The following is a 22,710-nucleotide window of genomic DNA, read 5'->3' as shown; positions in this document are numbered from 1 at the left end:
ACTTTTAGATAGCCTGGCTGATGGCGTCATATAATTCTTTTTTCGAAGGAACCTTGCCGGAAAAAATAACCTTTTCGTTAATAACCAGGGCTGGCGTCATCAATACCGGATAAGCCATTATCTTATCTATATCTTTGATTTTTTCGATAGTCGCATCAATGGCCTCTTCTTTAATTATCTCGCGGACAAGTGATTCCAATTGATTGCATTTAGTGCATCCAGTACCCAGAATCTTAATTTCCATTGTTATAAATGCCTCCTGTTAGTATTAAATCATTCCAAATATCAGTCCAGCAAGGGTAGAGGCTATGGCTACCAACCCGATATAAGTGAAAGCCCGCTTATTGCCCATAATCTTTCTTATAACCAGCATACTGGGGAGTGAGAGTGCGGGGCCTGCCAACAGTAAAGCGAGCGCCGGGCCTTTATCCATGCCCAGTTCCAGGAAAGCCTTTATAATGGGTACTTCAGTCAGGGTAGCGAAGTACATCAGCACACCAAACAAGGAAGCCAGTGTGTTGGAAAGAATATTATTGCTGCCAACCACGTCGGTGATAAGGTCCGCCGGAATCAGCGCCTTGATGACACCAGCAAGAAAGACACCGCCTATAAGCCATGGAAGAATCAGTTTAACGAAGGACCAGGTCTCTCGGAGCCAGTCTTTAATTTCATCCAGGTTAAAGAAGCGCCATAGTATCAATCCTAAAGCGGCTAGCAGGCCAGCAGTGACCGACCAGTTGGCGGCGGAAGCAAATATCAGGATACCGACCATGCTGCCGAAAAACAGCAAGCTCTGCCAAAGAGGTTTGTCGGCAGCAGTTCCGTTGGTGAACAGTTCAGGACTTGCCTGGGATCCATTATTTTTTCGGAACACATAGGCCATGATCAGGCCGATTACAATGGCTAATGATACCGCAGCCAAAGCTCTGGCCAGACCGATATCCCAGCCTAACAGCCGCGCTGAATAGGTAATGGCGAGAATGTTGATGGCGGGTCCGGAAAACAAAAAAGCAGTTGCCGGACCGATGCCGCCGCCTCTTTTATAGATACCAGCAAAAAGCGGCAACACGGTACAAGAGCATACCGCCAGGATGCTGCCGGAAACCGAGGCAACACCGTAGCTTAAAAACTTATTAGCCTGTGGTCCGAAATATTTTAGGACGGCGGGGGCCGAGATGAATACAGCGATGCCACCGGCAATAAAAAAGGCCGGTACCAGGCAGGTCAAAACATGTGCTGACAGGTATTCGAAAATGGCGTCAATACCACCAAAGAGCATACCTAATATCATGTTCAATTAATAAATATCTCCTGAAAATTAGAAATTACTAGGGACGATATTTGTAGGCCTGAAATATTTTTTTCGGAAGTGGTGAGCTACATTTACCAAGCTGACCAGAACCGGGACTTCCACAAGAGGACCGATGACAGCGGCAAAAGCAACTCCAGAGTTGATTCCGAAAACGGCTATGGAAACGGCTATGGCCAACTCAAAATTATTTGAGGCTGCTGTAAAGGAAATTGCCGCCGTTTGACGATAATTAGCCCCGACCAGGCGTCCCATGTAGAAACTGATCAAAAACATGAAAACGAAATATATTAATAAAGGAATGGCGATTCGTAATACATCCAACGGCAACTCAACAATGACGTCGCCCTTAAGAGAAAACATGACCACGATGGTAAAAAGCAGGGCTATCAAGGTTAATGGGCTGATGCGGGGAATGAAACGCTGTTCATACCATTCCCGGCCTTTTTTCTTAAGCATCATATAGCGTGTCAGCATACCACCAAAAAATGGAATACCCAGATAGATAAGAACACTTTGGGCTATTTGTCCGATTGTAATATCAACAATAGCCCCATCCAATCCGAACCAGCCGGGTGCCAGAGTGATAAAAACATAAGCGTAGAAGGAAAAAAACACAATCTGAAATACAGAATTAAAAGCGACCAGGCCAGCCGCGTATTCCGTATCTCCTTTGGCCAGCTCATTCCAAACTATGACCATAGCGATACAACGGGCGAGTCCGATCAGGATAAGCCCGACCATGTACTCCGGGAGGTCAGCGAGGAACATAACCGCCAGTCCAAACATCAGAATAGGTCCGATGACCCAATTTTGGATTAGTGATAAAGCCAAGATTTTCCAGTTGCGGAAAACCTTACCGAGTTCTTCATATTTAACCTTAGCCAGTGGCGGATACATCATAAGTATTAACCCAATGGCTATAGGTACTGATGTAGTGCCAATGGACATAGATTCTATAAACCTACCAAAACCCGGCAATAGAAAACTCAGTGTCACCCCTCCAGCCATCGCCAGGAATATCCATAAGGTCAAAAACCTATCAAGGAATGATAAAGAAGAACGGCAGTCTGCTCTAGACGGGGATGTGAGGACTGATTCTTTAGGTGACATCGCTTATTTATTGTTTCCTTTCGGTATAGTAATAGCTGAGCGGTTCAACATCTAAATGTTTATTCACCAGGGTTGCTTACTTTAAAAGTATGAGGCTGGAGTAAACGTTCCATTAAGAAACCGATAATAATAAATAACGGAAGAGATAAAAGGGTTCGTGCCAGAGTAAATTCTATTCCCAGGTAACCGATTTCGATCCCCAACATAGGTATCTTCATGGATGAAAAAGCACCTAAATAGATAAACAGATTACGGATACTTATTCCCTTTTTATAAAGAACGTATGCGACAGGGAAAGCACCGTAAAGCGGACCGGCTTGGAGCATTGCTAGCAGTACGACCAACGCTATTCCTTTGATTCCGGATTCCGGTCCAAGGTGTGTTTGTAATTTTTCCTTGGGGACCCAAACATCAAACAGCCCAACAATGATGAAGAGAAACGGTACAAATGAGATCATTTCTATGAAGGATAGGCGGAAATTAGTGAATACCGTTTGGCCGGGATTGAAACCCAGAGCAAAAGAAGTAACGGTTGCAATAAAAAATGCAGCAACCCAGATATACGATTGATACTTTCTCCATACTCGTATCACAATATAACACCTATGGTTATTCCTATGATGATGGCAGCAATAAAATTAAGCGCGTTCCGGAATATAGCTGCCCGGTGTCCCAGATACTGAATTTCGAGGGGTAGTGTAGCGATGCCCACCATCATCAATGTGGTCATAAAGGTAGCTACTACTGCATAGCTGGATCCTGCTTGAAGTAGTCCAGCCGCAATGGGATAGGAAATAAAAGCTGGTATCAGAGTTACTGATCCGATAACAGCAGCAATGGAAAATCCACCCAATCCGGATTCCGGTCCAAGGTATTGCTCAATGGAACCGGGAGGGATTAAATATAAGGCAATGGAAACGATAATCAGGATATTTAAAAAGGGCAAAAGCAGCTTACTGAACATCTGCCAGCCCTTCTTGAAACCGGTAAGGGTTTTGTCTCGATCCATAATAAATGACAAAAGTGACAATGCTATGGCTACGGAGATAAAGACAATGGCATTAGAACTCAAGACAATATCTCCGGTTCAGATTTATTATGGCAAGCCTTTTCCCTGCTTTGCTTTTTAGCAGGGCAGAGACGCCCAGCTTTTCTTAACGTGCTTCGCTCTTTCATTAAAAGTGTATCGTTTTTTAGTCTATTTTCAATCGCGCTGATGATCAACCTGCGGTAATCTTGAGACTTTTCTGGCAAAAGATAATAAATGGTCCAAAGTCCTTCTCGCCGCTGTTCCAACAAGCCGGCTTCGAAGAGTTGAGTCAAACCGCGTGACGCCATGGTCTGGGAAATAGACAAGGCTTGAACAACCTCACATACGCAGCAGTCGCGTTCAAGGAGTAAATTGAGGATTCTGATCCGGTTATCGTCCGACAGTGCTTTGAATAATTTTACCAATTCCTTCATAGGGAACATCCATAAATGCGCATATAAGCATATTAACATTTGACTGGGGTTGAGTCAAATACCGGATAGACGATTAAGAAGTGAATAAAATATATGAAACTTGACAGTCTTTTTGTTGTCGGATTAGAAAAATATCGTTTCTAAGAACATGTTGAATGACCTGGTAAATGACAGTCTGCAAGGTAAAATGTTGGGTTTTTTTAGCTAAATCTGTGTTATACTGAACGCTTAAAACCTATTGCACTAGGAATTTTGAAGTGATATACTTTAACCTAGCTGAAGAGGACCTGTAAAGTGGGTTGGAGTCCCACTTTTTTATTGCAGGCAAAAATTAAAAGGGGGGAGCAAAGAACGAGATGAAAAGCGACTTTTTGCTCGCTATCACTCAACTAGCTGCTGAAAAAAACCTTTCAAAAGAGGTAGTTTTAGCAGCTGTTGAAGCAGCCCTTGTATCCGCTTATCGAAAAGAGCACTTTGTTCCCAATCAGAATATTCAGACAAAGATGGACCCCCATACTGGTCAGGTAAAGGTGTGGGCTGAAAAAATCGTTGTTGAAAAAGTCACCGACCCACGTACTGAGGTTACTCTGCTTGATGCCCAAAAAGTACAACCGGCGATCAAACTAGGCGAGCCTGTTTTAATGGAAGATACGCCTCATGATGCCGGACGTATAGCCGCTCAGACAGCCAAGCAAGTTATCCTGCAGCGTCTGCATGAAGCGGAGAACACCGCGATTGTGGATGAATACGCTGATAAGGCCGGAGATATTATATCCGGTATGATCCAAAGAGTTGAACCTAAGCAGATCATTATAGACCTGGGCCGGGCTGAAGCTGTAATGCCGCCTATGGAACAGGTGCCGACAGAACGTTATCGTTCTGGTCAGAGACTTAAAGTGTACCTGGTTGAGGTAGCTAAGACAATTAAGGGCGCGGTAGTTATAGTCTCCCGCTCACATCCTGGATTATTGCGGCGTCTTTTTGAAATGGAAATACCGGAAATATATTCCGGAATGGTGCAAATTAAGGCAGTTTCACGAGAAGCCGGAGCACGTTCAAAAGTGGCAGTTTCCGCCCGGCAGTCAGGTATTGATCCGGTAGGTTGTTGCGTCGGGTTAAGGGGAATCCGCATCCAAAACATTGTCAGTGAACTAAACGGTGAAAAAATTGATGTTATTTCATGGAGTAACGACCCCGCAGTTTTAATAACCAACGCCCTCAGCCCAGCGCAGGTAGTCAGGGTTATTATCAATGAAACCGAAAAGTCAGCAATAGCGGTGATACCGGATCGTCAGCAGAGCCTGGCAATTGGTAAAGAGGGTCAAAATGTGCGTTTGGCGGTTAAACTAACCGGCTGGCGTATCGACATAATGAGTGTTTCTGAATATGAAACCGAACATCCGGTAAACGTACCACCTTCTATTGAGATAGATGAGCCAGTTAAGGTTCAGGAAAAACCGGTGGAGAAACCAGTGGTATCCGCACCTTCTGAAGTCGAAAAGGAGAAGGTAACACAGGATACTACCGAAAAGCCTGCGGAAAAGTCTGAAACGGAAACGAGCCCGGAGATATTGGAGCCGGTCTTGGCTAATACTCCAGCCGAGGCTCCCCCAGAGCCAGAAGAAGGAGGCTTAAAATTATCCTTTGATATGGCGGAACGCTTGCCGGCAACGGAAAGCAAGTCAGGCGTAAGGTTTGCAGAAGATATTTTAGGAAGGTCCCAGGGAAAGCCTGATAAAAAGAAAAAGAAACGTAAGGGCGGACGGGATACTGAAGACAGTGACCGGCCTAGAAAACGCCGCAGCGGCGGTGCCGGGGAATTTGATTTTGGAGATGATTACTAACAGGAAAAAACCTCAGCGCACGTGTGTTGCCTGCCGTCAAGTTGACGGCAAGCGAGGATTATTGCGTTTTGTACGTACATCTGATGGTAAGATATTAGCCGATTCGAACGGAAGAGCCCCAGGCAGGGGCGCGTATTTATGCCCCGACACTGCATGTTTAACCGCTGCCCTTAAAGGAAATCAATTAGAACACGTCTTAAAGGTTAAGCTTGGTAAAGAGGATCGTGAGGCACTTAAGGCGGCTATCAGCGAAATGATAAAGGAGCAGTCCAGTGTCTGAAGAAAAGTTAGATAATTCGGTAGAGATAAATTCGCAATCGTCCTCCCGTCCAGTAGTGGAATTACCCTCGGCAATCAGTGTTAGACAATTAGCTTCAACCATCAGGCAGCATCCATTGGAAGTTATTAAGCAGCTTATGCGAAACGGGCTGATGGTAAATATTAACGAAGTCCTGGATTATGAAGCGGCAGCACAACTAGTGGCTGATTTCGGTATAGAGGCGAAGCCACAACCAGTTAGATCTGCGGCTCAGAAGCGCAAACGCCCGGAAAATGAACAGCTTAAGCACTTGCCTCTGCGCCCTCCGGTAGTAACTATCATGGGCCATGTTGATCATGGGAAAACCCGGCTTTTGGACGCTATTCGAAAAACCCATGTAATGGAAAGCGAGGCTGGGGGTATTACCCAGCATATTGGAGCCTACCAAGTAGAAGTCAATGGGCAGAAAATCACCTTTTTGGACACTCCCGGTCATGAGGCTTTCACCGCCATGCGAGCCCGTGGTGCCCGCGCTACCGATATTACTGTGCTGGTGGTTGCTGCCGATGACGGTATAATGCCGCAGACTTTAGAAGCTATTGACCATGCCCGTGCCGCTCAGGTACCGATAATTGTAGCCGTCAACAAAATTGATAAGCAAGGAGCTAATCCTGACAGGGTTAAGCAACAGTTGGCGGACCAGGGATTAGTTATTGAAGAATGGGGTGGTGAGACTATTGCTGTAAGCACATCTGCCAAGGATGGTGCTGGAATAGATGATCTGCTGGAAAACATTTTACTCGTTGCCGAAATCGAAGACCTGCATGCCGACCCCGGTGCTTCGGCAACCGGTGTTGTTATTGAAGCCGAGATGGATAAGAGCCGGGGAGCCATGACTACTGTTCTAGTACAAAATGGAACACTAAAAGTCGGTGATATAGTGGTTGTCGGCAATGTCTATGGCAAGGTCAAAGCTATGTTCAATGACCAAAACAAACAAATTCGAAAAGCGGAACCTTCCACTCCAGCGGCTATTTTAGGATTGCCAGCTGTACCAGGTGTTGGTGATGTTCTGAGTGTGGCAGCAAATGAACGGCAAGCTCGAATCCAGATAAGTCAAAAGGCGGAACGTAAACCGGCAACAGTCAGCCTGTCCAGTCTGCATGACCAAATAGCCTCAGGCAAAGTAAAGGAACTTAATATTGTTCTTAAAACGGACGTTCAAGGCAGTATTGAGCCTATCCGTGACTCGCTTGAAAAACTGGCTACTGAGAATTTGACAGTTCATATTATTCACTCCGGCACTGGTAATGTTACTGAAAATGATGTGATGCTGGCTATTGCCTCAAACGGCCTTGTTATTGGGTTTTCTACTGGCATTGAAGCCGGAGCCCAAAGGCTGGCTGATGCTGAGAAAATAGACATCAGGCAATACGATATTATATATAATGTAGTCGAGGATGTAGATAAAGCCCTTAAAGGGCTCATGGAACCGGAAATCAAGGAAATTGTTGAAGGCCGTGCTGAAGTCCGTGCTGTTTTTTCGGCTGGGAAGAAGAACAAAGTGGCCGGTGTTTATATTCTTGAAGGTAAAGCTACCAGAGGTGCCAGGGTTCGTGTACTAAGGGGTGAGGAAATACTAGCCGAAAGTGCAATCGCCTCGTTGAGACGGTTTAAGGATGATGTGAAAGAAATTGTTGCAGGTTACGAGGGTGGTGTAGGTCTGGACAATTTTGATGAATTCAAAGAAGGAGACCTACTTGAATTCGTACGGCGGGAGAAGAGCTAGTGAGTTACCGCATGGCCCGGGTCAATCAGCTTATTCGTGAAGAAATAAGCCGGATCATGCAGCGTGAAGTAAAAGATCCGAGATTTACGTTATTATCGGTTAATACAGTAGATACAGCGCCTGACCTTAAATCTGCCAAAATCTACGTCAGCCACCTGTACTCATCAGAAAATAAGAAAGAAATACTGATTGCTCTGAAGGGAGCAAGCGGATATTTTCGAGGTGAACTGGGGAAGGTGCTGACCTTTCGGCACGTGCCGGAATTGACTTTTTTTTGGGATGATTCTATTGAACGCGGGATTCAATTAGACCAGCTTATTGACGCAGCGAATCAGTCATCTGAAGAGGTCAACGACTCATTGTCATGAAGCTGGAAGGCTGGCTAAATGTCAATAAACCCTCAGGTTTGACATCATATCAGGTGATATCCCAATTAAAAAGATATGTCGGACCTATTAGAATAGGTCATGCCGGCACTCTTGATCCCTTGGCTACAGGAGTGTTGCCGGTGGCTCTAGGAAAAGCCACTCGGACCGTGGAATTCATGCACAGGTTTCCCAAAACTTATGTGGCTGAAATAGAACTTGGTGTGACGACTGATACCTATGATACCGAAGGGGAAATTATAGCCACGAATGATCCTTCATTAATTGACAGCGAAACTGTTGAAGAAACTCTAAAGGGTTTTATTGGTGCTATTGAACAAATACCCCCGGCTTTCAGTGCCCTCAAACAAAATGGTCGTTCCTTGTATGAATTAGCCAGACGGGGGGAAGCTGTTCAAATTGCCGCCAGGCCGGTGTTTATCCATCATATTAAACTCATAGAATTCAATAACCCACTAGTTAATATTGAAGCAAAATGCGGCAGCGGAACTTATATCCGGTCACTGGCTCATGATCTAGGGGCGATATTAGGTGTGGGAGCACACCTGAAAAACCTGAAGCGGGTTGAGTACGGGGAATTTAACATAAAAGATTCAGTTGCCTTAGAAACAATTTACTCGATAGATGACATTATCAACAATCTATTGCCGCTTGAGTTAGCACTGACGAATCTACCTGTTATTGAACTAGATGCGGCTGCTGCTGATAAAATAATCTGCGGCGTCATTCCAATAGAGGTTGCATCATCTATGGATGAGAGTGGCGTATATAAACTGCATCAGAAAGGTAGAGGGTTGGTGGCTGTGGCAGATAATACCGGGGAGAAATTACGCTTAAAAGTTTTCGCACAACGACAAATTATTTGAACGAATAACATAAGAATTTCGGTACTGACGTGTTTGTGTTTAGTTCAGTGTGGCTGTTAATACCAATATAAAACAGGCTGATAAATGCTATTATTTTTTAGTTTCCAATGCTTCAAAGTCGGTGGGGGAAAATAGCTATTAAGCCCGTGTTATGATTCTTTTTCTAGAGTTTCCGATGAGTCTTTGTCTTCCGTCTTATCGGGGCAGCAGTAACAGAAAAGCGCGTTAGCTTCTTCAATTTTGTTTTCAGCTATTTCAGCGGTGATCCACCATACACTTCGATTCCAGGGTGTAGGCTTTTCAAGGTATTCGACACCGTACTTACAGCCATCGAGAAATACCTTAACCGCGTTTTTGAGCTTTTTATGGGAATCTTTAAGCTTTTTATCTTTTGGTGAAGGCAAAGACTTCAGTTCATCCAGAATGCCGGGGGTGTTGCATTGAGCGTTTTTGAGAGCTTCTGTCGTGGCTAGTTCATCCTCACTTTTTATAGCATCATGGACTTCTTTTACATGTGTAAGAATATTATTGAGCAGTCGATTGAATCCTTCAATCCACTCTGAATCCCTGTGTTTTTCGGTCATGCGGTACCTCCAGAACTGATTATACCAATATTCATACCACCGCTGTAAACATGGTCTTTAAAATTAGCGCGATAAATACATAATTGAAGAATTGCGTGTGATGTTATAATTTGAATGTTAAATATTGGAAATTCATCCAATTCCCGAAAACTAATGCGCGCGATGTTTGGAGGAATTCGATATGAAAAAGGCAAAAGAGGTTATCCAACAATTAGCAGCTGAAGCTGGTATTACCCTAAACGGGAAAAATGATTGGGACCCGCAAATTCATGATGAGAGGTTTTACACAAGAATTATAACGGAAGGTTCACTCGGGTTGGGTGAATCATATATGGATGGCTGGTGGGATTGCAGATGCCTTGACCAGTTTTTCTACTTTCTTTTATCAAAGAATATTGACAAGAAAGCTCAAAAAAGCTGGTCAACCATTATAACCGGCGCATGGGAAAATTTGCTTAATCCAGGGCGTAAGTCCAAAGCCTTTGAAATAGGGCACCGCCATTACGATATTGGTAATGACCTTTACCAGTGCATGCTCGACAAGCGTCTGACTTACACCTGTGGTTACTGGAAAGATGCTGCAAACTTGGATGAGGCGCAAGAATCCAAGTTGGACATGGTGTGCCGCAAACTCGGTTTGAAATCCGGAGAAAAAATATTGGATATCGGTTCAGGCTGGGGGTGTTTTATCAAATATGCCGCTGAAAGATTTGGTACTGAACCGGACGGAATCACAGTATCCGAAGAGCAGCAGTCTTTAGCTGAGGAAATGTGCTGTGGTCTACCGGCTCACACCTGGCTCAAGGACTATCGTGAAGTTTGTGGCACCTACGACCATGTGGTTTCTCTAGGTATGATTGAGCATGTTGGTTTTCAAAACTACCGGACGTTTATGAAGGCAGTACACCGTGTGTTAAAAGAAAACGGTCTTTTTTTATTGCAGACGATTGGTACAAACCAGTCCGGTAAAGGCGGTGAACCCTGGATACAAAAATATATATTCCCCAACTCGATGCTTCCATCACTGCCTCAGCTAACCAGTGCCGCTGAAGGATTGTTCGTGGTGGAAGACATTCACAATTTCGGAGCTGATTATGATAGAACCTTAATGGCCTGGTATCATAATTTTAGAAACAACTGGCATAAATTAAAAAATCATTATGGTGAACGATTTTACCGCATGTGGGTTTATTATCTGCTTTCTTGTGCCGGCTCTTTCAGAGCCAGGAAAAATCAATTGTGGCAAATAGTTTTTTCCAAAAAAGGTGTAACCGGAGGTTATACCTCGATACGCTAATTGAATTAAATGAATATAAATTAATGCAGCAAAAAGGCGTATATATTCTGTTATTGAGGCTGCATAAAAGTGCGGCTATCAAGACTCGGTCCCGGAAGTTCAAGCTTGACCCCGGCTATTACGCTTATGTCGGTTCCGCCATGGGCGGGCTTAAAGCAAGGATTAACCGTCACCTTGCCAAAGAAAAACGCAAGCACTGGCATATTGACTACTTGCTGGAAGAAACAGAGATAAAGACTGTACTTTCTGCTCAAACGAATAATAAGGTTGAGTGCCAAATCGCACTAAAATTATCCAAATTCAGCGGACCAACTGGATTTGGCTGCAGCGATTGTGGCTGCAAATCACATCTATTTTATTGTGCTGACTTTGATACCTTGTTTGAAAAAGCAACACAAGTACTTGAGGCTGCTGGACTGCAGCCATTCATCCAATCAGAATTCGGCATAAATTAGAAGAAATAGGGCTCGGTATCCGCAGGCCTCTGGGTAAGCGTGATGGTAAATTCCATCTCAGTGCCATTTCGTTCAACAGTCAGGGTCAGGGTTTCTCCGACTTCCAAACGCCAGAGCAAGCGGATAAAGTCAATCGACAAACCGATGGTATGACCGTTGGCCTTGGTGATAACATCATCGACCTTTAGCCCGGCCTCATCCGCCGGGGAGCCGGAGATAACTTCCCAAATCTCAGCTCCCAGCAATTGGGTTGCTGAGGAATTACCCGATATGGGTTGCTCATAATCCCAAATATCAATACCCAAATACGGATGGGAGCTCTGATGAGAATCCACCAGATTGTTATAAACCCGCTCGGCAGTAGCAGTATTAATGGCGTAATTGATCCCTGGTTCTTCACCTAGACTGTTGATACCAATAACTTCACCATCAAGGTTTATCAAAGGCCCTCCGCTATTCCCATTGGTAATAAACACATCAAATTGAATAAGGTCAGAATACCAGTAATCTGCACTCATATACCAGTAACTTAGCAGGTTACTGACGATGCCTGCGGTAACGGTACTGCCGTAGTCGGCTGGTGAGTAGCCAAGAGGGTTGCCCAGAGCAACTATTGTATCACCATTTGCTAAATCTGAAGTATCACCGAATTCAGCCGCGGTGAGGTTTTCCGCCTCTATCTCAATTACCGCCAGATCCATGAGAGTGTCTGTCCATATATTTACTACTTCATAAATGCGGCGATCCTGGGTTATTACCGTAGCTTGGCTGGCGCCTTCAACAACGTGCTTATTGGTGAGGATATAACCATCTTTATCCATGATAACACCGGAACCGGAACCGGATTGAGTTTCAATATACACTAGTGATGGCAGCACTTTAGCCGCAGCATCCTGTATAGCTGTGGCATTTTCCAGCAATTGACTGGTTTGTTGCTGGAGGGTACTGACCTCATTGTTGAGGCCTTCTAACTGTCCCTGTAAACCACTGATGGTATTACGCGCTTGAGACAAATCGGTTGAGAGACTGGATATTTCTTCTTTTGCGTCTTCGAGTTCTGTATTGCCTTGAAATGCTGTAAAGCTACTGAAACCACTGATTCCCAGCAATACCACTAGAGCGATGATAACAAAATTTTTAAATCCGGTACTCATGACGATACCTCCAAAAGGGAAATCAGTCTTTGGTGTGTGAAATGGCTTACTCACATATTCTATGGCCGGTATATTATTGTGTCAATAGAATATTAATGGTTTTTTAATAGATACGATGAGTAGTTAATTTCTTTGATGGAAAACCAGCTGCTGTTATAATAGGTCATCTTCTGGGGGGATTTTGAACACGATAAAAAACCTTATTATAGAAATGGCTTATGTCCTGGCTGGGGCACTGATAATACTCCTTGTTTTCAACTTTACCATGCAGAATTCTATTGTTGATGGAACCAGTATGGAGCCTAACCTGATGGACGCCGACAGACTCCTTGTCGCAAAAGTTGCCTATACTTTCGGGGAGCCGCAGCGTGGTGATATTATTGTGTTTCCTTCACCTTATGGAGACGGTCGGGAATTCATTAAGCGCATTATTGGAATGCCAGGTGAAACTATTGAAGTGGTTAATGGATACATTTATATCAATGGAGAAAAACTGGAGGAACCTTATATCGTTAATCGCGATAATCGAACCATTGGGGCAATCACTGTCCCAGAAGGTGAATATTATGTTAGAGGGGATAATCGCCCGGTCAGTTTGGATTCATCTGAAGGCTGGACAATTAAAAAAGATGATATACGCGGTAAAGCATGGGTTGTTTACTGGCCACTGGGTAACATTGGCGGTGCCCCGAACCATGATTTCGAGGATTTGAAGTTTGAAGCGGTTTATTTGTTGCCAATAATATTTTTAAGACGGGATGCAGTATATGGATAAAGAGGTGATTGAACTAGTATTCAAGAATTCCGGTGCCGTTCTTACGGGGCATTTTCAGCTGACATCGGGACTCCATTCACCTGTTTATTGGGAAAAATTCCGTATTATTGAAAACCCAAAGGCGGCGGTGCCTTTATGCGGTATGATAGCTGAAAAATTTAAGGATGCAAAAATCGACCTGATTGTTGGGCCGACAACCGGTGGGATTATCCTTGCTTTTGAAGTAGCCCGACAAATGGGACTACCGGCCGCTTTTGCCGAAAAGACTAGTCCCGGGAAACGGGAATTCAGGCGGCGTTTTAAGATTGCGGCGGGAAGCAGGATACTGATTGTAGATGACGTGCTTACTACCGGTAAAAGTATCAGGGAGGTCATTGATGCGGTTAGATTAAAAAACGGTATTATCGCGGGGATTGGTGTACTGGTGGACCGTTCGGATTCTGGCCTTGATTTCGGTGCACCGTTATTTTCCTGTCTGCGGTCTGTTACTCAAACCTACCAACCGGATAAGTGCCCTCTGTGTCAGTCAGGCGAGCCATTAACCAAGCCTGGGAGCAGCTGATGGACACTGCGATAATTCTAATTATTGCAGTTGTTGCTGCTTTTTTGATTATAACCGTAAATTATTACCTCATTAAAACTCGCTTTGAAGCCCGTTACCGACAGTGGCAGGCCCTGGAACAAGAATTTTGGCAAAATGAAATCGCCAACGCTTCAAGACAGGCAATTATTCAGAGCCGGGCGGTGTTGGGTGGCCGTTTTACCGAGCAGATGGCGCCGTATTTACCTGAATTTAGATACGACCCGACTGAAGCCCGTTTTATCGGTAGTCCGATAGACCTGGTGGTGTTCCCAGGCCTTTCATCCGGTGATCCGCGGGAAATTGTCATAATGGAAATCAAAAGCGGGCAAAACGTTCAACTGACTCCAGCTCAAAGAAGGATACGTCAACTTATCGAGGATGGTATGGTACGCTGGGAACTTATAGAAAGACGGTGTAATACCGAAGAAGAGGAAGATTTAATATAAGCAGTTCCTCTGCTTGTATCAGGATGTTAAAAGGGTCTATTCCAGAAGATACCCAGACAATTGCCGGCGTATTTAACTCATCTGAATGACGGATTTGATACTGTCAGGTGACTTTTTCATGAATGCTTCTTTATAGCTATTGAAATCATACCGGTCAGTTATGATACGGTTTCTGAATTCCGGATATCTAGCTTTAAGTGCCGGTATTGTCTTCATGACGGATTCAAAATGCTTTCGGTTAGAATTAACACTGCCGACTACTACTTGATTAAAGCGCACCATCTGTCTAAGAATAGCGGCCGCGTCGACATATACTATTGACTCTTCCCTGGGAATACCGGTCATAACATATATACTGCTGCGTGACATATAATTAACCATATCCAAGGCCACCCCGGTAGCGCCCGATGCTTCAAAAATAATATCCAGCCTCTCACCCTTAACAGTTTCATGTTCCATAATTTGCTTAGCACTTAGACCTTTTACGTTAATATAATGAGCTTCCAAATATTGAGCCATGAGAGCTTTAGGATGGTTTTCTGCCACGATGTCAGTAGTTATGACAGTCGCCCCGGCTAGCCTTAATAAAGCAGTAGCCATCAAGCCCAAGGAGCCGGCACCGATAACCATGGCAATCTTACATCCGCCCCATTGAGATGAATCGAAACTATGTTCAGGATGAGAACAGCTCCAGGGCATTCGGCTCTGGATAAGCCGTATTTGCTGGATACCTTTTTCTACAATAGAAAGAGGTTCGGTGAGCACGGACATATCGGAACAATTTGAAGGTACTTTGATGACATACTGCTCTTTATCCACTACTATTTCGGTAAGAAAGCCGTCCAATTTATGAATGCCGCGTTCAGTAAACAGCCCGGTCATGCACATATCACTTTGGTTTTCCAAGCAGGGATGACAGATGCCACAGCCACGCCGAACAGTAACTGCGACTAAGTCACCAACTTTAAGTGACTTTACCGATGGGCCGATTTGTTCAACTACTCCGGTCATTTCGTGACCCAATACCATTTTATCCTGCCCCGGAGCAAAATCCGGCTCACCCTTTTGGAGAATACCAAAATCAGTGCCGTCAAGGCCTACTTCTTTTACTTTGATCAATACGTCATCATCAGAGTTGATGACGGGATATGATAATTGCAGTTCAGATATGTCTTTTATCCCGCGATTCATACCTATGCCTAACATGCGGCCTCCGTTCAATGTGTTAATCATTTAATTTTTTAACCGCGTGTCCGCCGAATTGCTGGCGCAACGCCGCTAAAAATTTTGCGGAAAAAGGTTGCTGTTGGCGGGAGCGGAAGCGAGCTTGAAGTGCCATAGTTATTACTGGCAGCGGAATACCCAACTCCACACCTTCAACAACAGTCCATCGACCTTCTCCTGAATCAGCAACCCAGGCGGCTAGATTTTCCAGATCCGGATCTTTTTTAAGGGATTTTGCCGCCAGATCCAGCAGCCAAGAACGAACGACACTGCCATAGCGCCATAACTCAGCTACCTGACTCATGTCTAGATCGAAGCCCTCTTTCGCTTTCATTAATTCAAAGCCTTCTGCATAAGCCTGCATCAATCCATATTCAATGCCATTATGAACCATCTTAACAAAATGGCCCGCCCCGGATGGTCCGACGAGGGCGTATCCATGTTCCGGAGTGGGTGTCAGGGTTTGAAAAATTGGTACAAGCGCATCAAAAGCGGTTTTTTTACCGCCAACCATCAGGCAGTACCCTTCATCAAGGCCCCAAACTCCTCCGCTGGTGCCTATATCCAGCATTGTAATGCCTTTGGCGTCAAGAGAGGCGGCCCGACGCATACTATCTTTGTAATTAGAATTGCCGCCATCGATGATCAAATCACCTGAACTAAGAATATCCGCCAGCGAAGCAATGGTTTTTTCAGTGGGTACGCCTGATGGGACCATGACCCATATAGCTCTTGGCGGAGTAAGACAGGATGCCATTTCTTCCAGTGATGAGGCAACTTGGGCGCCTTTTTTACCGGCTGTAGCAGCCGCTGACGTATCAGGGTCAAAAGCAACAACTTCATGGCCAGCTTTGAGCAGACGACTGGTGATGTTGCCTCCCATTTTACCCAAACCTATCATGCCTATTTTCATTGCACACTCCAAATATATAGTAACTATGCGGACATTGATATCCCAGTATAAAGCCGATGCTGGGATTTACACAATAAATTTATTAAAATTGCTGCAAGTGAATTATAAAACAAAGCTGTCTTTATCCGTTTTTTCAAACAGATGATACAATGAGTAAAACAGGTTTTGGAGGGCTAAATGAAAGAATACGATGTCATTGTTATAGGGTCGGGCGCCGGCTTGGATATTTTGGAAACAGCGGCGGAACATGGGTTGAAAACAGCCCTCATTGACCGTGGTCCGGCGGGAGGTACTTGCTTAAATGTGGGTTGTATTCCATCCAAGATGCTGATCTTCCCCGCTGACCGGATAATGGAAATTCGGGAGGCGGAAAAACTGGGAGTAAAGGCTGAAGTCATTGATATTGATTTCCAGGCTATAATGCAACGGATGCATGATGAAGTAGATACCGATTCTGAAAATATTCGAAAATCTCTCAAGAATTCCAATGACATTGATTATTATGAAGACACCGGGGAATTCATTGACAGTTATACTTTGAAAGTAGGAGATCAGACACTTCGGGCTAAGCAAATATATATTGCCGCCGGAACGAGACCTTTTATACCTCCAATCAAGGGGTTGGACAGTGTTGAGCACCTGAATAATGAGACACTACTGCAACTGGAGAAAGCGCCTCGAAGTCTGATAATAGTAGGTGGCAGTTATATTGGTGTTGAGTTCGCTCATTTTTTTGAGGCTATGGGAACTCGAGTAACAGTGCTGGAAATGGAAAACAGGTTGTTATCGGGAGAAGAACCCGAGATATCTTCAGTAGTTGAAAAAGCGTTGAAAAACCGGATGACGGTAATGACAGGGGTGGAAGCCCAGGAGGTCAAGACCGCTTCAGACGGTGGAATAGTGGTGGTCTGTAGCGACCGATCTACCGGAGAAAAACGGGAAATTACAGCGGAGAAGCTATTACTGGCGACCGGCAGGCGTTCAAACGCAGACCTTCTCAAGGTTGAAAAGACTGGGATAAACACCGATGCCCGTGGTTTTATTGAGGTTGATGAATATCTTGAAACTAATATAAAAGGAATATTTGCAGTCGGGGACATTAATGGACGTGAACTTTTTACTCACACAGCTCATGCAGAAGCCGCGGTGGCTGGAAGTAACGGTATTCACGGTCAGCGAAACAAGATGGATTATAAGGCTGCCCCCCATGCGGTTTTTACCCATCCTCAGATTGCCTCTGTAGGACTTTCAGAGGCAGATGCGGCAAAAAGTTTTAATATAAAAGTAGGTAAAGCCAATTACAGTGATACAGCCCTGGGGATAGCCATGGTCGACCGGGAAGGTTTCGCGAAAATCATTCTGGAACAGGAAACTGATCGTATACTGGGAGCACATATTGTTGGTCCCTGGGCTTCAGTGCTCATTCAGGAAATAATAAACGCCATGACTGATGGGAGTGGATTTGATGCCATCGCTAAAGGGCTTCATATACATCCAGCTTTATCGGAACTGGTGCAACGAGCCCTTTTTAATGCAGAAAAGAACGATGGTTAATTAAATTAATCAGTCCATTTGAATTAAAAAAATATTCACAAGCGCAACGTTATCGTTTATAATCCCTGTTGATGAAAGGGAAAAAGGCAAACGTCCATCATGATGCCATTGGTGCTTTGCCAAAGGGTAAAGCACCTTTTTCGGCTGATAGTTCTGCTGTTGAAATTCATCAGTTATTCCAGGTCATGCCCTGGGGTGTATCTTTGGTTGAAGAAGCGAACGGGAAAATACTGGCAGTCAATGCGTCATTGGCTAGTTTAGCCGGTATTGGTTCAACATCAGTTCTGCCGACTAATCTGGGACAGATTATACCCCAATTGACGCTGTCCGGGGAATCTAAGGGACGGCTGAGCTTTTCTGAAGATGAACAGGAAGCAGAGCTGGTTCGTCCTGATGAAACTAAGGTTCCAGTCGAGATTATCAGCCGGAAGGTGACCATTGGCGGTCGCAACCGTGTTGCGGTGTTTGTACGTGATATTACCCGGAGGAAGCAGACGACGGAAGCTCTTTTTGTAAGTCGTTTTTTCATGGATAAATCCAGCGGTTTAATTTTTTGGGTGGATAATTCCGGTAAGATCGTTTACGCCAACGAGGGAGCAGCACAGCAACTTGGATATTCAATAAATGAACTGTTAAATATGACCATCCATGATGTGGACGTCAATTTCCCCCCGAGTCTTTGGCCGATGATGTGGGAACATTTTAAAAAAGTTCAGAATAATGTTTTGGAATCTGTTTTCAAAGCCAACAACGGCCGTAAATTTCCGGTTGAAATAAGCGGCAGCTATGTTAAATATCAGGAAAAAGAATATAATTTTGTTTTTGCCTGGGATGTTAGTAGGCGTAAAAAAGCTGAGGACGCTCTTAAGGAATCACAGCAAAGGCTTTCTGCATTTATTTCTTCCGCTTCTGATTCTTTCCTCTTGTATGATTCCGAATTAAAACTAGTGGAAATAAACCCGGCGGCATTAGATTTTCTTCATGTTACAAGCGAACAAGTATTAGGTAAGCACCTGTTTGAATTAGGCGGGCGGCTGGGTTTTGCCGAACATGCCGATAAATACCAGGATGTATTAACACATGGCGGCTCAGTCAGCTATTCGACCTCAAATATGAATGATAAGTATGGTGAACAATACCTGGAGGTCAAGATCTTTAAAGTCGGGGAAGGGCTGGGTATTATCGCAACTGATGTTACTGAGCGCAAAATGATGGAACAGGAACTTTTACTCCATCAGACACAACTGGAAAAGCTGGTTGAAGAACGGACGGCGGACCTTGCCAAAGTGAACGCTGAATTAACTGAACAGATAGAACAACGCAAAATGTTTACTCATGCCTTAGTGCATGATTTAAAAACGCCGCTTACTCCATTGTTAGGCTCTAGCGAAGCACTGGTAAACGGGTTAACCGAAGAGCCATGGCAGAGGATGGCTCGAAGTGTCCGTATGGGAGCGGAAAAATTAAACCAAACCGTGAGTCAATTATTTGACCTGGAGAAAGGCCAAATAGGCCTTTTGGAATTGAACTGTTCTAATATTGACGCCGTCCGATTATTGCGTGATATGGCAGATTACGCGCTACCGGAGGCTGAGGCTAATCAGCAGGAATTTGTTGTTGCTTTGCCGGATGATTTAGGTCGAGTGTGGGCAGATTCGAGCCGTCTCGGGCAAGTCTTGCTTAATTTGCTTAATAATGCTTTTAAATTCACTAAACGCAATGGCCGCATTGAACTTTCAGCCAAAACTGAGGAAGGATACCTGGTGATCAAGGTCAAAGATAACGGTATAGGTATTCCTGAAGGGGAACAGGAAGATATTTTCTTGCCGTATAGACGTCTCAGCCGCAAAGATATGAGGCACGGCGGATTAGGCTTGGGATTGGCTCTCAGCCGTCAGTTGATTGAACTTCACGGGGGAACTATTGAGGTGAATAGTGGAGTAAATTCCGGAAGTACTTTTATAGTCAAGGTCCCGATAAAAAGGCAGGGTAATTAATAAAAGGAGAACAGTATGAAGATTCTCATCATTGAAGATGACAGAACTATCATTGACTACCTGGAATTAGCTTTTAATATGAATATGCCCGAAGCTGAATTGATTATTGCGCGTTTTGGAGAAGAAGGAATGGCACTGACCCAGAATGAATCCCCGGATATAGTCGTTCTTGATCTTGGGCTACCGGACAGAGACGGCTTTGACGTTTTGAGAGAAATACGAAAAATTTCTCAAGTACTTATTGTGGTGCTTACCGCACGAGGGGATGAACAGGATATTGTTAAAGGATTGGAATGGGGAGCCGATGATTATGTGGTCAAGCCTTTCCGTCAAATGGAGCTGTTGGCTAGAATTAGAACTTTACTTCGTCGCCAGAGTGTTTCCAGCGGTCCGGTGATGCTCCATTTTGGTCCATTAAGGTTGGATACGGGTAAGAATCTATTATTCAGTAACAACGGAGAGGATAATATCGAGTTGACGCGCACAGAAGGTTTGATTTTAGCTCAATTGATGCGAAATAAAGGCCGAATTGTTGACCATAAAACATTAGCGGAAGTTATCTGGGGAGAAGATTATCCCGGGTCAATCAATGCTTTACGTGTGTACATTGGTAGATTGAGGCAAAAATTAAATGAAAACAAGTTGAACCCGGTATCTATAATGAGTAAACCCGGCCTGGGGTACTATATTGCTCAGTCTGAGAATTCCTAGTATTGACTTGACGCTTTAAGGATAAATACTATAACCTTCAATATAGCGTCGGTTCTAGGAGATTGTATTGGAAAATAAGACCGGACATTCAGTGATAGCTGAAATAGAAGAATTAACCAAGTATCATAAACCGCCCCCATTGTGTATTGGGAATCATCGGGCGCGTCTACCTATTGTACAAGGCGGGATGGCTGTAGGCATTTCTCTTTCCGGACTGGCTTCAGCCGTAGCCAATGCTGGGGGGATTGGGGTAATTGCGGCTCCCGGAGTAGGGCTTTTTGAACCTGATTTCAATAAGAATTTTTTTGCCGCCAATATCCGAGGGCTGCGAAACGAGATTCGACGAGCCCGCGCGTTGACGGCTGGGGTGTTGGGAGTAAACATTATGGTGGCTTTGACCGATTTTGCCGAATTGGTTAAGACAGCGATCGAAGAAAAAATAGATATTATATTCGCAGGCGCGGGCTTGCCTCTAAGGATGCCGGAACTGCTGGGTGAGAACAGGCATACAAAATTAGTACCTATAGTCTCATCCGGAAGGGCTGCTAAGATTCTGTGTAAGAAATGGCAGGAAGATTTTGATTACACGCCAGACGGTTTTGTGGTTGAAGGCCCCAAAGCCGGTGGACATCTGGGATTTAAAGCAGACGAATTGGAATCTCCGGAAAACCAGCTGGAAAGACTGGTTCCTGATGTTATTGAAGCAGTTCAGCCATTCGCTGAAAAAGCAGGTAAGCCAATCCCGGTAATAGCCGCTGGAGGGGTGTACTCAGGTGGGGATATTTTTAAGATGCTGAGACTGGGGGCGTCCGGTGTGCAAATGGCCACCCGCTTTGTGGCTACTGAGGAGTGTGACGCTTCTCCCAAGTTTAAGCAAGCATACGTGGAGTCAAAAGAAGGGGATGCGGTAATCATTAAAAGCCCGGTGGGCCTGCCGGGCAGAGCCTTGAACAATTCATATATCGAAAGTGTCAGCGCCGGTAAAAAGAAGCCTTTTAAATGTCCGCAGCATTGTGTTAAGACATGTGATTACCAGACAAGCCCCTATTGCATTTTTATCGCTTTACTAAACGCGCAGAAAGGACGTCTGAACGGGGGGTTCGCCTTCTGTGGGGCAAATGTGCACCGGGTACAAGAGATTGTACCTGTAAAGAAACTGATGGAGTCTCTGGTAAAAGAATACAAATCCGCCGCCGGTCAAGCTTTGCTGGAGCAGATGACCCGGTATCTCAACAATTTAATGCGCCCCCAATCTCTCGGACAGGGCGCAGCCTAACCACTATGAAAACCGCCATATATCAAATCGCCGATACCGGCAATGCCGAAGCTAATATCGCAAAAGCTTATGATGCCATAGTAAATACGGAAGCTGAGATATTTATACTACCGGAATTTTTTGCCATTCCCGGAGGCGATTATCGGAAAACATATACCCTGAAGAGTTGTTATGAAGAAACCGGGCGTCCAGCGTATGAGATGCTGCAAAAAGCCAGCCTTAAATTCAAAGGTTATTTAGTCGGGGGTAGCATCGTAGAACAGGACCAGGGATGCTATTACAACACGTGTTATGTTTGGAAAAACGGAGAGTTAATAACGCGATATCGGAAAATAAAAATAACTCAAGAAGAAGTTGATCTGAATATCTGTACAGGAAAGGATACGGTCACTTTTGATACTCCTTACGGGAAAATAGGTCTTTTAATCTGTGCTGACTGTATTTCCTGGGAAATAGTGGATGCAGTAGCATCTGGTTCAAAATATGTTTTATTGCCGGTATCATTAACCGACCCCAATCATCCGTCGTTCAGCGGACACCCGCTATGCGAAGCTATCGCCAAAAAGCATGACACCACCGTGATAAAAGTTACCCGGATGGGAGTTTTTAACGGCAAGATATTGGCTAGTCGAAGTGCGGTGACTACTCCCAGTGGTACCATCTGGGAAGGCCCGGAATCAGGAGAAATATTGGCGGTTGTAGAGGCTTAAA

At 44.6% G+C, this 22,710-nt stretch carries 26 protein-coding genes; 16 read left to right on the top strand and 10 right to left on the bottom strand.

All coding sequences use genetic code 11. The features are described 5' to 3' along the window. Positions 1-4: 4 nt before the first annotated feature. Genes ACZ48S_RS05985 through arsB form a run of 3 tightly spaced genes read right to left on the bottom strand, consistent with a single transcriptional unit; the run spans position 5 to position 2,344 of the window. On the bottom strand, positions 5-244 hold the full coding sequence (locus ACZ48S_RS05985; RefSeq protein WP_464211718.1) for a thioredoxin family protein: 240 nt from the start codon (positions 242-244) through the stop codon (positions 5-7). Positions 245-268: 24 nt separating this feature from the next. Then, complete coding sequence (locus tag ACZ48S_RS05980; protein WP_464211717.1) at positions 269-1,297, bottom strand: permease; 1,029 nt, start codon at positions 1,295-1,297, stop codon at positions 269-271. 21 nt (positions 1,298-1,318) lie between these two features. Beyond that, positions 1,319-2,344 carry an ACR3 family arsenite efflux transporter gene (gene arsB, locus ACZ48S_RS05975; protein WP_464211716.1) on the bottom strand — a complete coding sequence of 342 codons (1,026 nt, stop codon included), beginning with the start codon at positions 2,342-2,344 and terminating at the stop codon, positions 1,319-1,321. On the opposite strand from arsB, the gene ACZ48S_RS05970 reads away from it, so the two are divergent. Then, positions 2,253-2,477, top strand: a complete 225-nt coding sequence (locus ACZ48S_RS05970; RefSeq protein WP_464214617.1) for a hypothetical protein — start codon at positions 2,253-2,255, stop codon at positions 2,475-2,477. The genes arsB and ACZ48S_RS05970 overlap by 92 nt on opposite strands. 4 nt (positions 2,478-2,481) lie before the next feature. Here ACZ48S_RS05970 and ACZ48S_RS05965 read toward each other — a convergent pair whose 3' ends face one another. Genes ACZ48S_RS05965 through ACZ48S_RS05955 form a run of 3 tightly spaced genes read right to left on the bottom strand, consistent with a single transcriptional unit; the run spans position 2,482 to position 3,886 of the window. Further along, positions 2,482-3,015 carry a permease gene (locus ACZ48S_RS05965; protein ID WP_464211715.1) on the bottom strand — a complete coding sequence of 178 codons (534 nt, stop codon included), beginning with the start codon at positions 3,013-3,015 and terminating at the stop codon, positions 2,482-2,484. Then, positions 3,012-3,494 carry a permease gene (locus tag ACZ48S_RS05960; RefSeq protein WP_464211714.1) on the bottom strand — a complete coding sequence of 161 codons (483 nt, stop codon included), beginning with the start codon at positions 3,492-3,494 and terminating at the stop codon, positions 3,012-3,014. Before ACZ48S_RS05960 ends, ACZ48S_RS05965 begins: the two co-directional genes overlap by 4 nt. Continuing rightward, positions 3,491-3,886, bottom strand: coding sequence for an ArsR/SmtB family transcription factor (locus ACZ48S_RS05955; RefSeq protein WP_464211713.1), 396 nt, complete (start codon positions 3,884-3,886; stop codon positions 3,491-3,493). Before ACZ48S_RS05955 ends, ACZ48S_RS05960 begins: the two co-directional genes overlap by 4 nt. 356 nt (positions 3,887-4,242) lie before the next feature. Between ACZ48S_RS05955 and nusA the strand changes: the two genes are divergently transcribed. From nusA to truB, 5 genes are read left to right on the top strand one after another with little or no spacing between them, the layout of a single operon-like run. Continuing rightward, positions 4,243-5,730: a transcription termination factor NusA gene (gene nusA, locus ACZ48S_RS05950; protein ID WP_464211712.1), complete on the top strand. Its 1,488-nt coding sequence runs from the start codon at positions 4,243-4,245 to the stop codon at positions 5,728-5,730. Further along, positions 5,720-6,010: an RNase P modulator RnpM gene (gene rnpM / locus ACZ48S_RS05945; protein ID WP_464211711.1), complete on the top strand. Its 291-nt coding sequence runs from the start codon at positions 5,720-5,722 to the stop codon at positions 6,008-6,010. Before nusA ends, rnpM begins: the two co-directional genes overlap by 11 nt. Next, entirely contained in the window at positions 6,003-7,778 is a 1,776-nt protein-coding gene (infB, locus tag ACZ48S_RS05940; protein WP_464211710.1) for a translation initiation factor IF-2, read from the top strand. Before rnpM ends, infB begins: the two co-directional genes overlap by 8 nt. Then, positions 7,778-8,146 (top strand): 30S ribosome-binding factor RbfA, encoded by a 369-nt coding sequence (gene rbfA, locus ACZ48S_RS05935; RefSeq protein ID WP_464211709.1) that lies wholly within the window; start codon positions 7,778-7,780, stop codon positions 8,144-8,146. The genes infB and rbfA overlap by 1 nt, the downstream gene beginning before the upstream one ends. Continuing rightward, a complete protein-coding gene (gene truB / locus ACZ48S_RS05930; RefSeq protein ID WP_464211708.1) occupies positions 8,143-9,030 on the top strand; it encodes a tRNA pseudouridine(55) synthase TruB in 888 nt (295 codons plus the stop codon). Before rbfA ends, truB begins: the two co-directional genes overlap by 4 nt. 149 nt (positions 9,031-9,179) lie before the next feature. Here truB and ACZ48S_RS05925 read toward each other — a convergent pair whose 3' ends face one another. Further along, entirely contained in the window at positions 9,180-9,614 is a 435-nt protein-coding gene (locus ACZ48S_RS05925; protein WP_464211707.1) for a hypothetical protein, read from the bottom strand. A 181-nt stretch (positions 9,615-9,795) separates the two neighbouring features. On the opposite strand from ACZ48S_RS05925, the gene cfa reads away from it, so the two are divergent. Beyond that, the gene (cfa, locus tag ACZ48S_RS05920; RefSeq protein WP_464211706.1) at positions 9,796-10,911 is read left to right on the top strand and encodes a cyclopropane fatty acyl phospholipid synthase; all 1,116 of its coding nucleotides are present in this window, start codon (positions 9,796-9,798) and stop codon (positions 10,909-10,911) included. Then, the gene (locus tag ACZ48S_RS05915; protein WP_464211705.1) at positions 10,854-11,366 is read left to right on the top strand and encodes a GIY-YIG nuclease family protein; all 513 of its coding nucleotides are present in this window, start codon (positions 10,854-10,856) and stop codon (positions 11,364-11,366) included. The genes cfa and ACZ48S_RS05915 overlap by 58 nt, the downstream gene beginning before the upstream one ends. Here ACZ48S_RS05915 and ACZ48S_RS05910 read toward each other — a convergent pair. Continuing rightward, on the bottom strand, positions 11,363-12,520 hold the full coding sequence (locus ACZ48S_RS05910; protein ID WP_464211704.1) for a trypsin-like peptidase domain-containing protein: 1,158 nt from the start codon (positions 12,518-12,520) through the stop codon (positions 11,363-11,365). The genes ACZ48S_RS05915 and ACZ48S_RS05910 overlap by 4 nt on opposite strands. Before the next feature lie 181 nt (positions 12,521-12,701). Here ACZ48S_RS05910 and lepB point away from each other — a divergent pair, with 181 nt between their 5' ends. Genes lepB through ACZ48S_RS05895 form a run of 3 tightly spaced genes read left to right on the top strand, consistent with a single transcriptional unit; the run spans position 12,702 to position 14,324 of the window. Next, positions 12,702-13,295, top strand: a complete 594-nt coding sequence (gene lepB, locus ACZ48S_RS05905) for a signal peptidase I (RefSeq protein WP_464211703.1) — start codon at positions 12,702-12,704, stop codon at positions 13,293-13,295. Then, entirely contained in the window at positions 13,288-13,857 is a 570-nt protein-coding gene (gene pyrE / locus ACZ48S_RS05900; protein WP_464211702.1) for an orotate phosphoribosyltransferase, read from the top strand. The genes lepB and pyrE overlap by 8 nt, the downstream gene beginning before the upstream one ends. Continuing rightward, positions 13,857-14,324: a Holliday junction resolvase-like protein gene (locus tag ACZ48S_RS05895; RefSeq protein ID WP_464211701.1), complete on the top strand. Its 468-nt coding sequence runs from the start codon at positions 13,857-13,859 to the stop codon at positions 14,322-14,324. The genes pyrE and ACZ48S_RS05895 overlap by 1 nt, the downstream gene beginning before the upstream one ends. 72 nt (positions 14,325-14,396) lie before the next feature. On the opposite strand, the gene ACZ48S_RS05890 is transcribed toward ACZ48S_RS05895, so the two are convergent. Further along, positions 14,397-15,530, bottom strand: coding sequence for an alcohol dehydrogenase catalytic domain-containing protein (locus tag ACZ48S_RS05890; protein WP_464211700.1), 1,134 nt, complete (start codon positions 15,528-15,530; stop codon positions 14,397-14,399). A 19-nt stretch (positions 15,531-15,549) separates the two neighbouring features. Next, positions 15,550-16,461 carry a phosphogluconate dehydrogenase (NAD(+)-dependent, decarboxylating) gene (gene gnd / locus ACZ48S_RS05885; RefSeq protein ID WP_464211699.1) on the bottom strand — a complete coding sequence of 304 codons (912 nt, stop codon included), beginning with the start codon at positions 16,459-16,461 and terminating at the stop codon, positions 15,550-15,552. Between the two features lie 177 nt (positions 16,462-16,638). On the opposite strand from gnd, the gene ACZ48S_RS05880 reads away from it, so the two are divergent. From ACZ48S_RS05880 to ACZ48S_RS05860, 5 genes are all read left to right on the top strand, one after another. Beyond that, a complete protein-coding gene (locus tag ACZ48S_RS05880) occupies positions 16,639-18,015 on the top strand; it encodes a dihydrolipoyl dehydrogenase (RefSeq protein WP_464211698.1) in 1,377 nt (458 codons plus the stop codon). A gap of 71 nt (positions 18,016-18,086) precedes the next feature. After that, positions 18,087-20,012 (top strand): sensor histidine kinase, encoded by a 1,926-nt coding sequence (locus tag ACZ48S_RS05875; protein ID WP_464211697.1) that lies wholly within the window; start codon positions 18,087-18,089, stop codon positions 20,010-20,012. 15 nt (positions 20,013-20,027) lie between these two features. Continuing rightward, positions 20,028-20,723: a response regulator transcription factor gene (locus ACZ48S_RS05870; protein ID WP_464211696.1), complete on the top strand. Its 696-nt coding sequence runs from the start codon at positions 20,028-20,030 to the stop codon at positions 20,721-20,723. A gap of 103 nt (positions 20,724-20,826) precedes the next feature. Next, positions 20,827-21,999 (top strand): NAD(P)H-dependent flavin oxidoreductase, encoded by a 1,173-nt coding sequence (locus tag ACZ48S_RS05865; protein WP_464214572.1) that lies wholly within the window; start codon positions 20,827-20,829, stop codon positions 21,997-21,999. A 5-nt stretch (positions 22,000-22,004) separates the two neighbouring features. Next, a complete protein-coding gene (locus ACZ48S_RS05860; protein ID WP_464211695.1) occupies positions 22,005-22,709 on the top strand; it encodes a carbon-nitrogen hydrolase family protein in 705 nt (234 codons plus the stop codon). Position 22,710 lies beyond the last annotated feature (1 nt).

This window comes from Dehalogenimonas sp. NIT-SK1, assembly GCF_055384165.1.
This window is presented reverse-complemented; position numbering and strand designations above follow the sequence as displayed.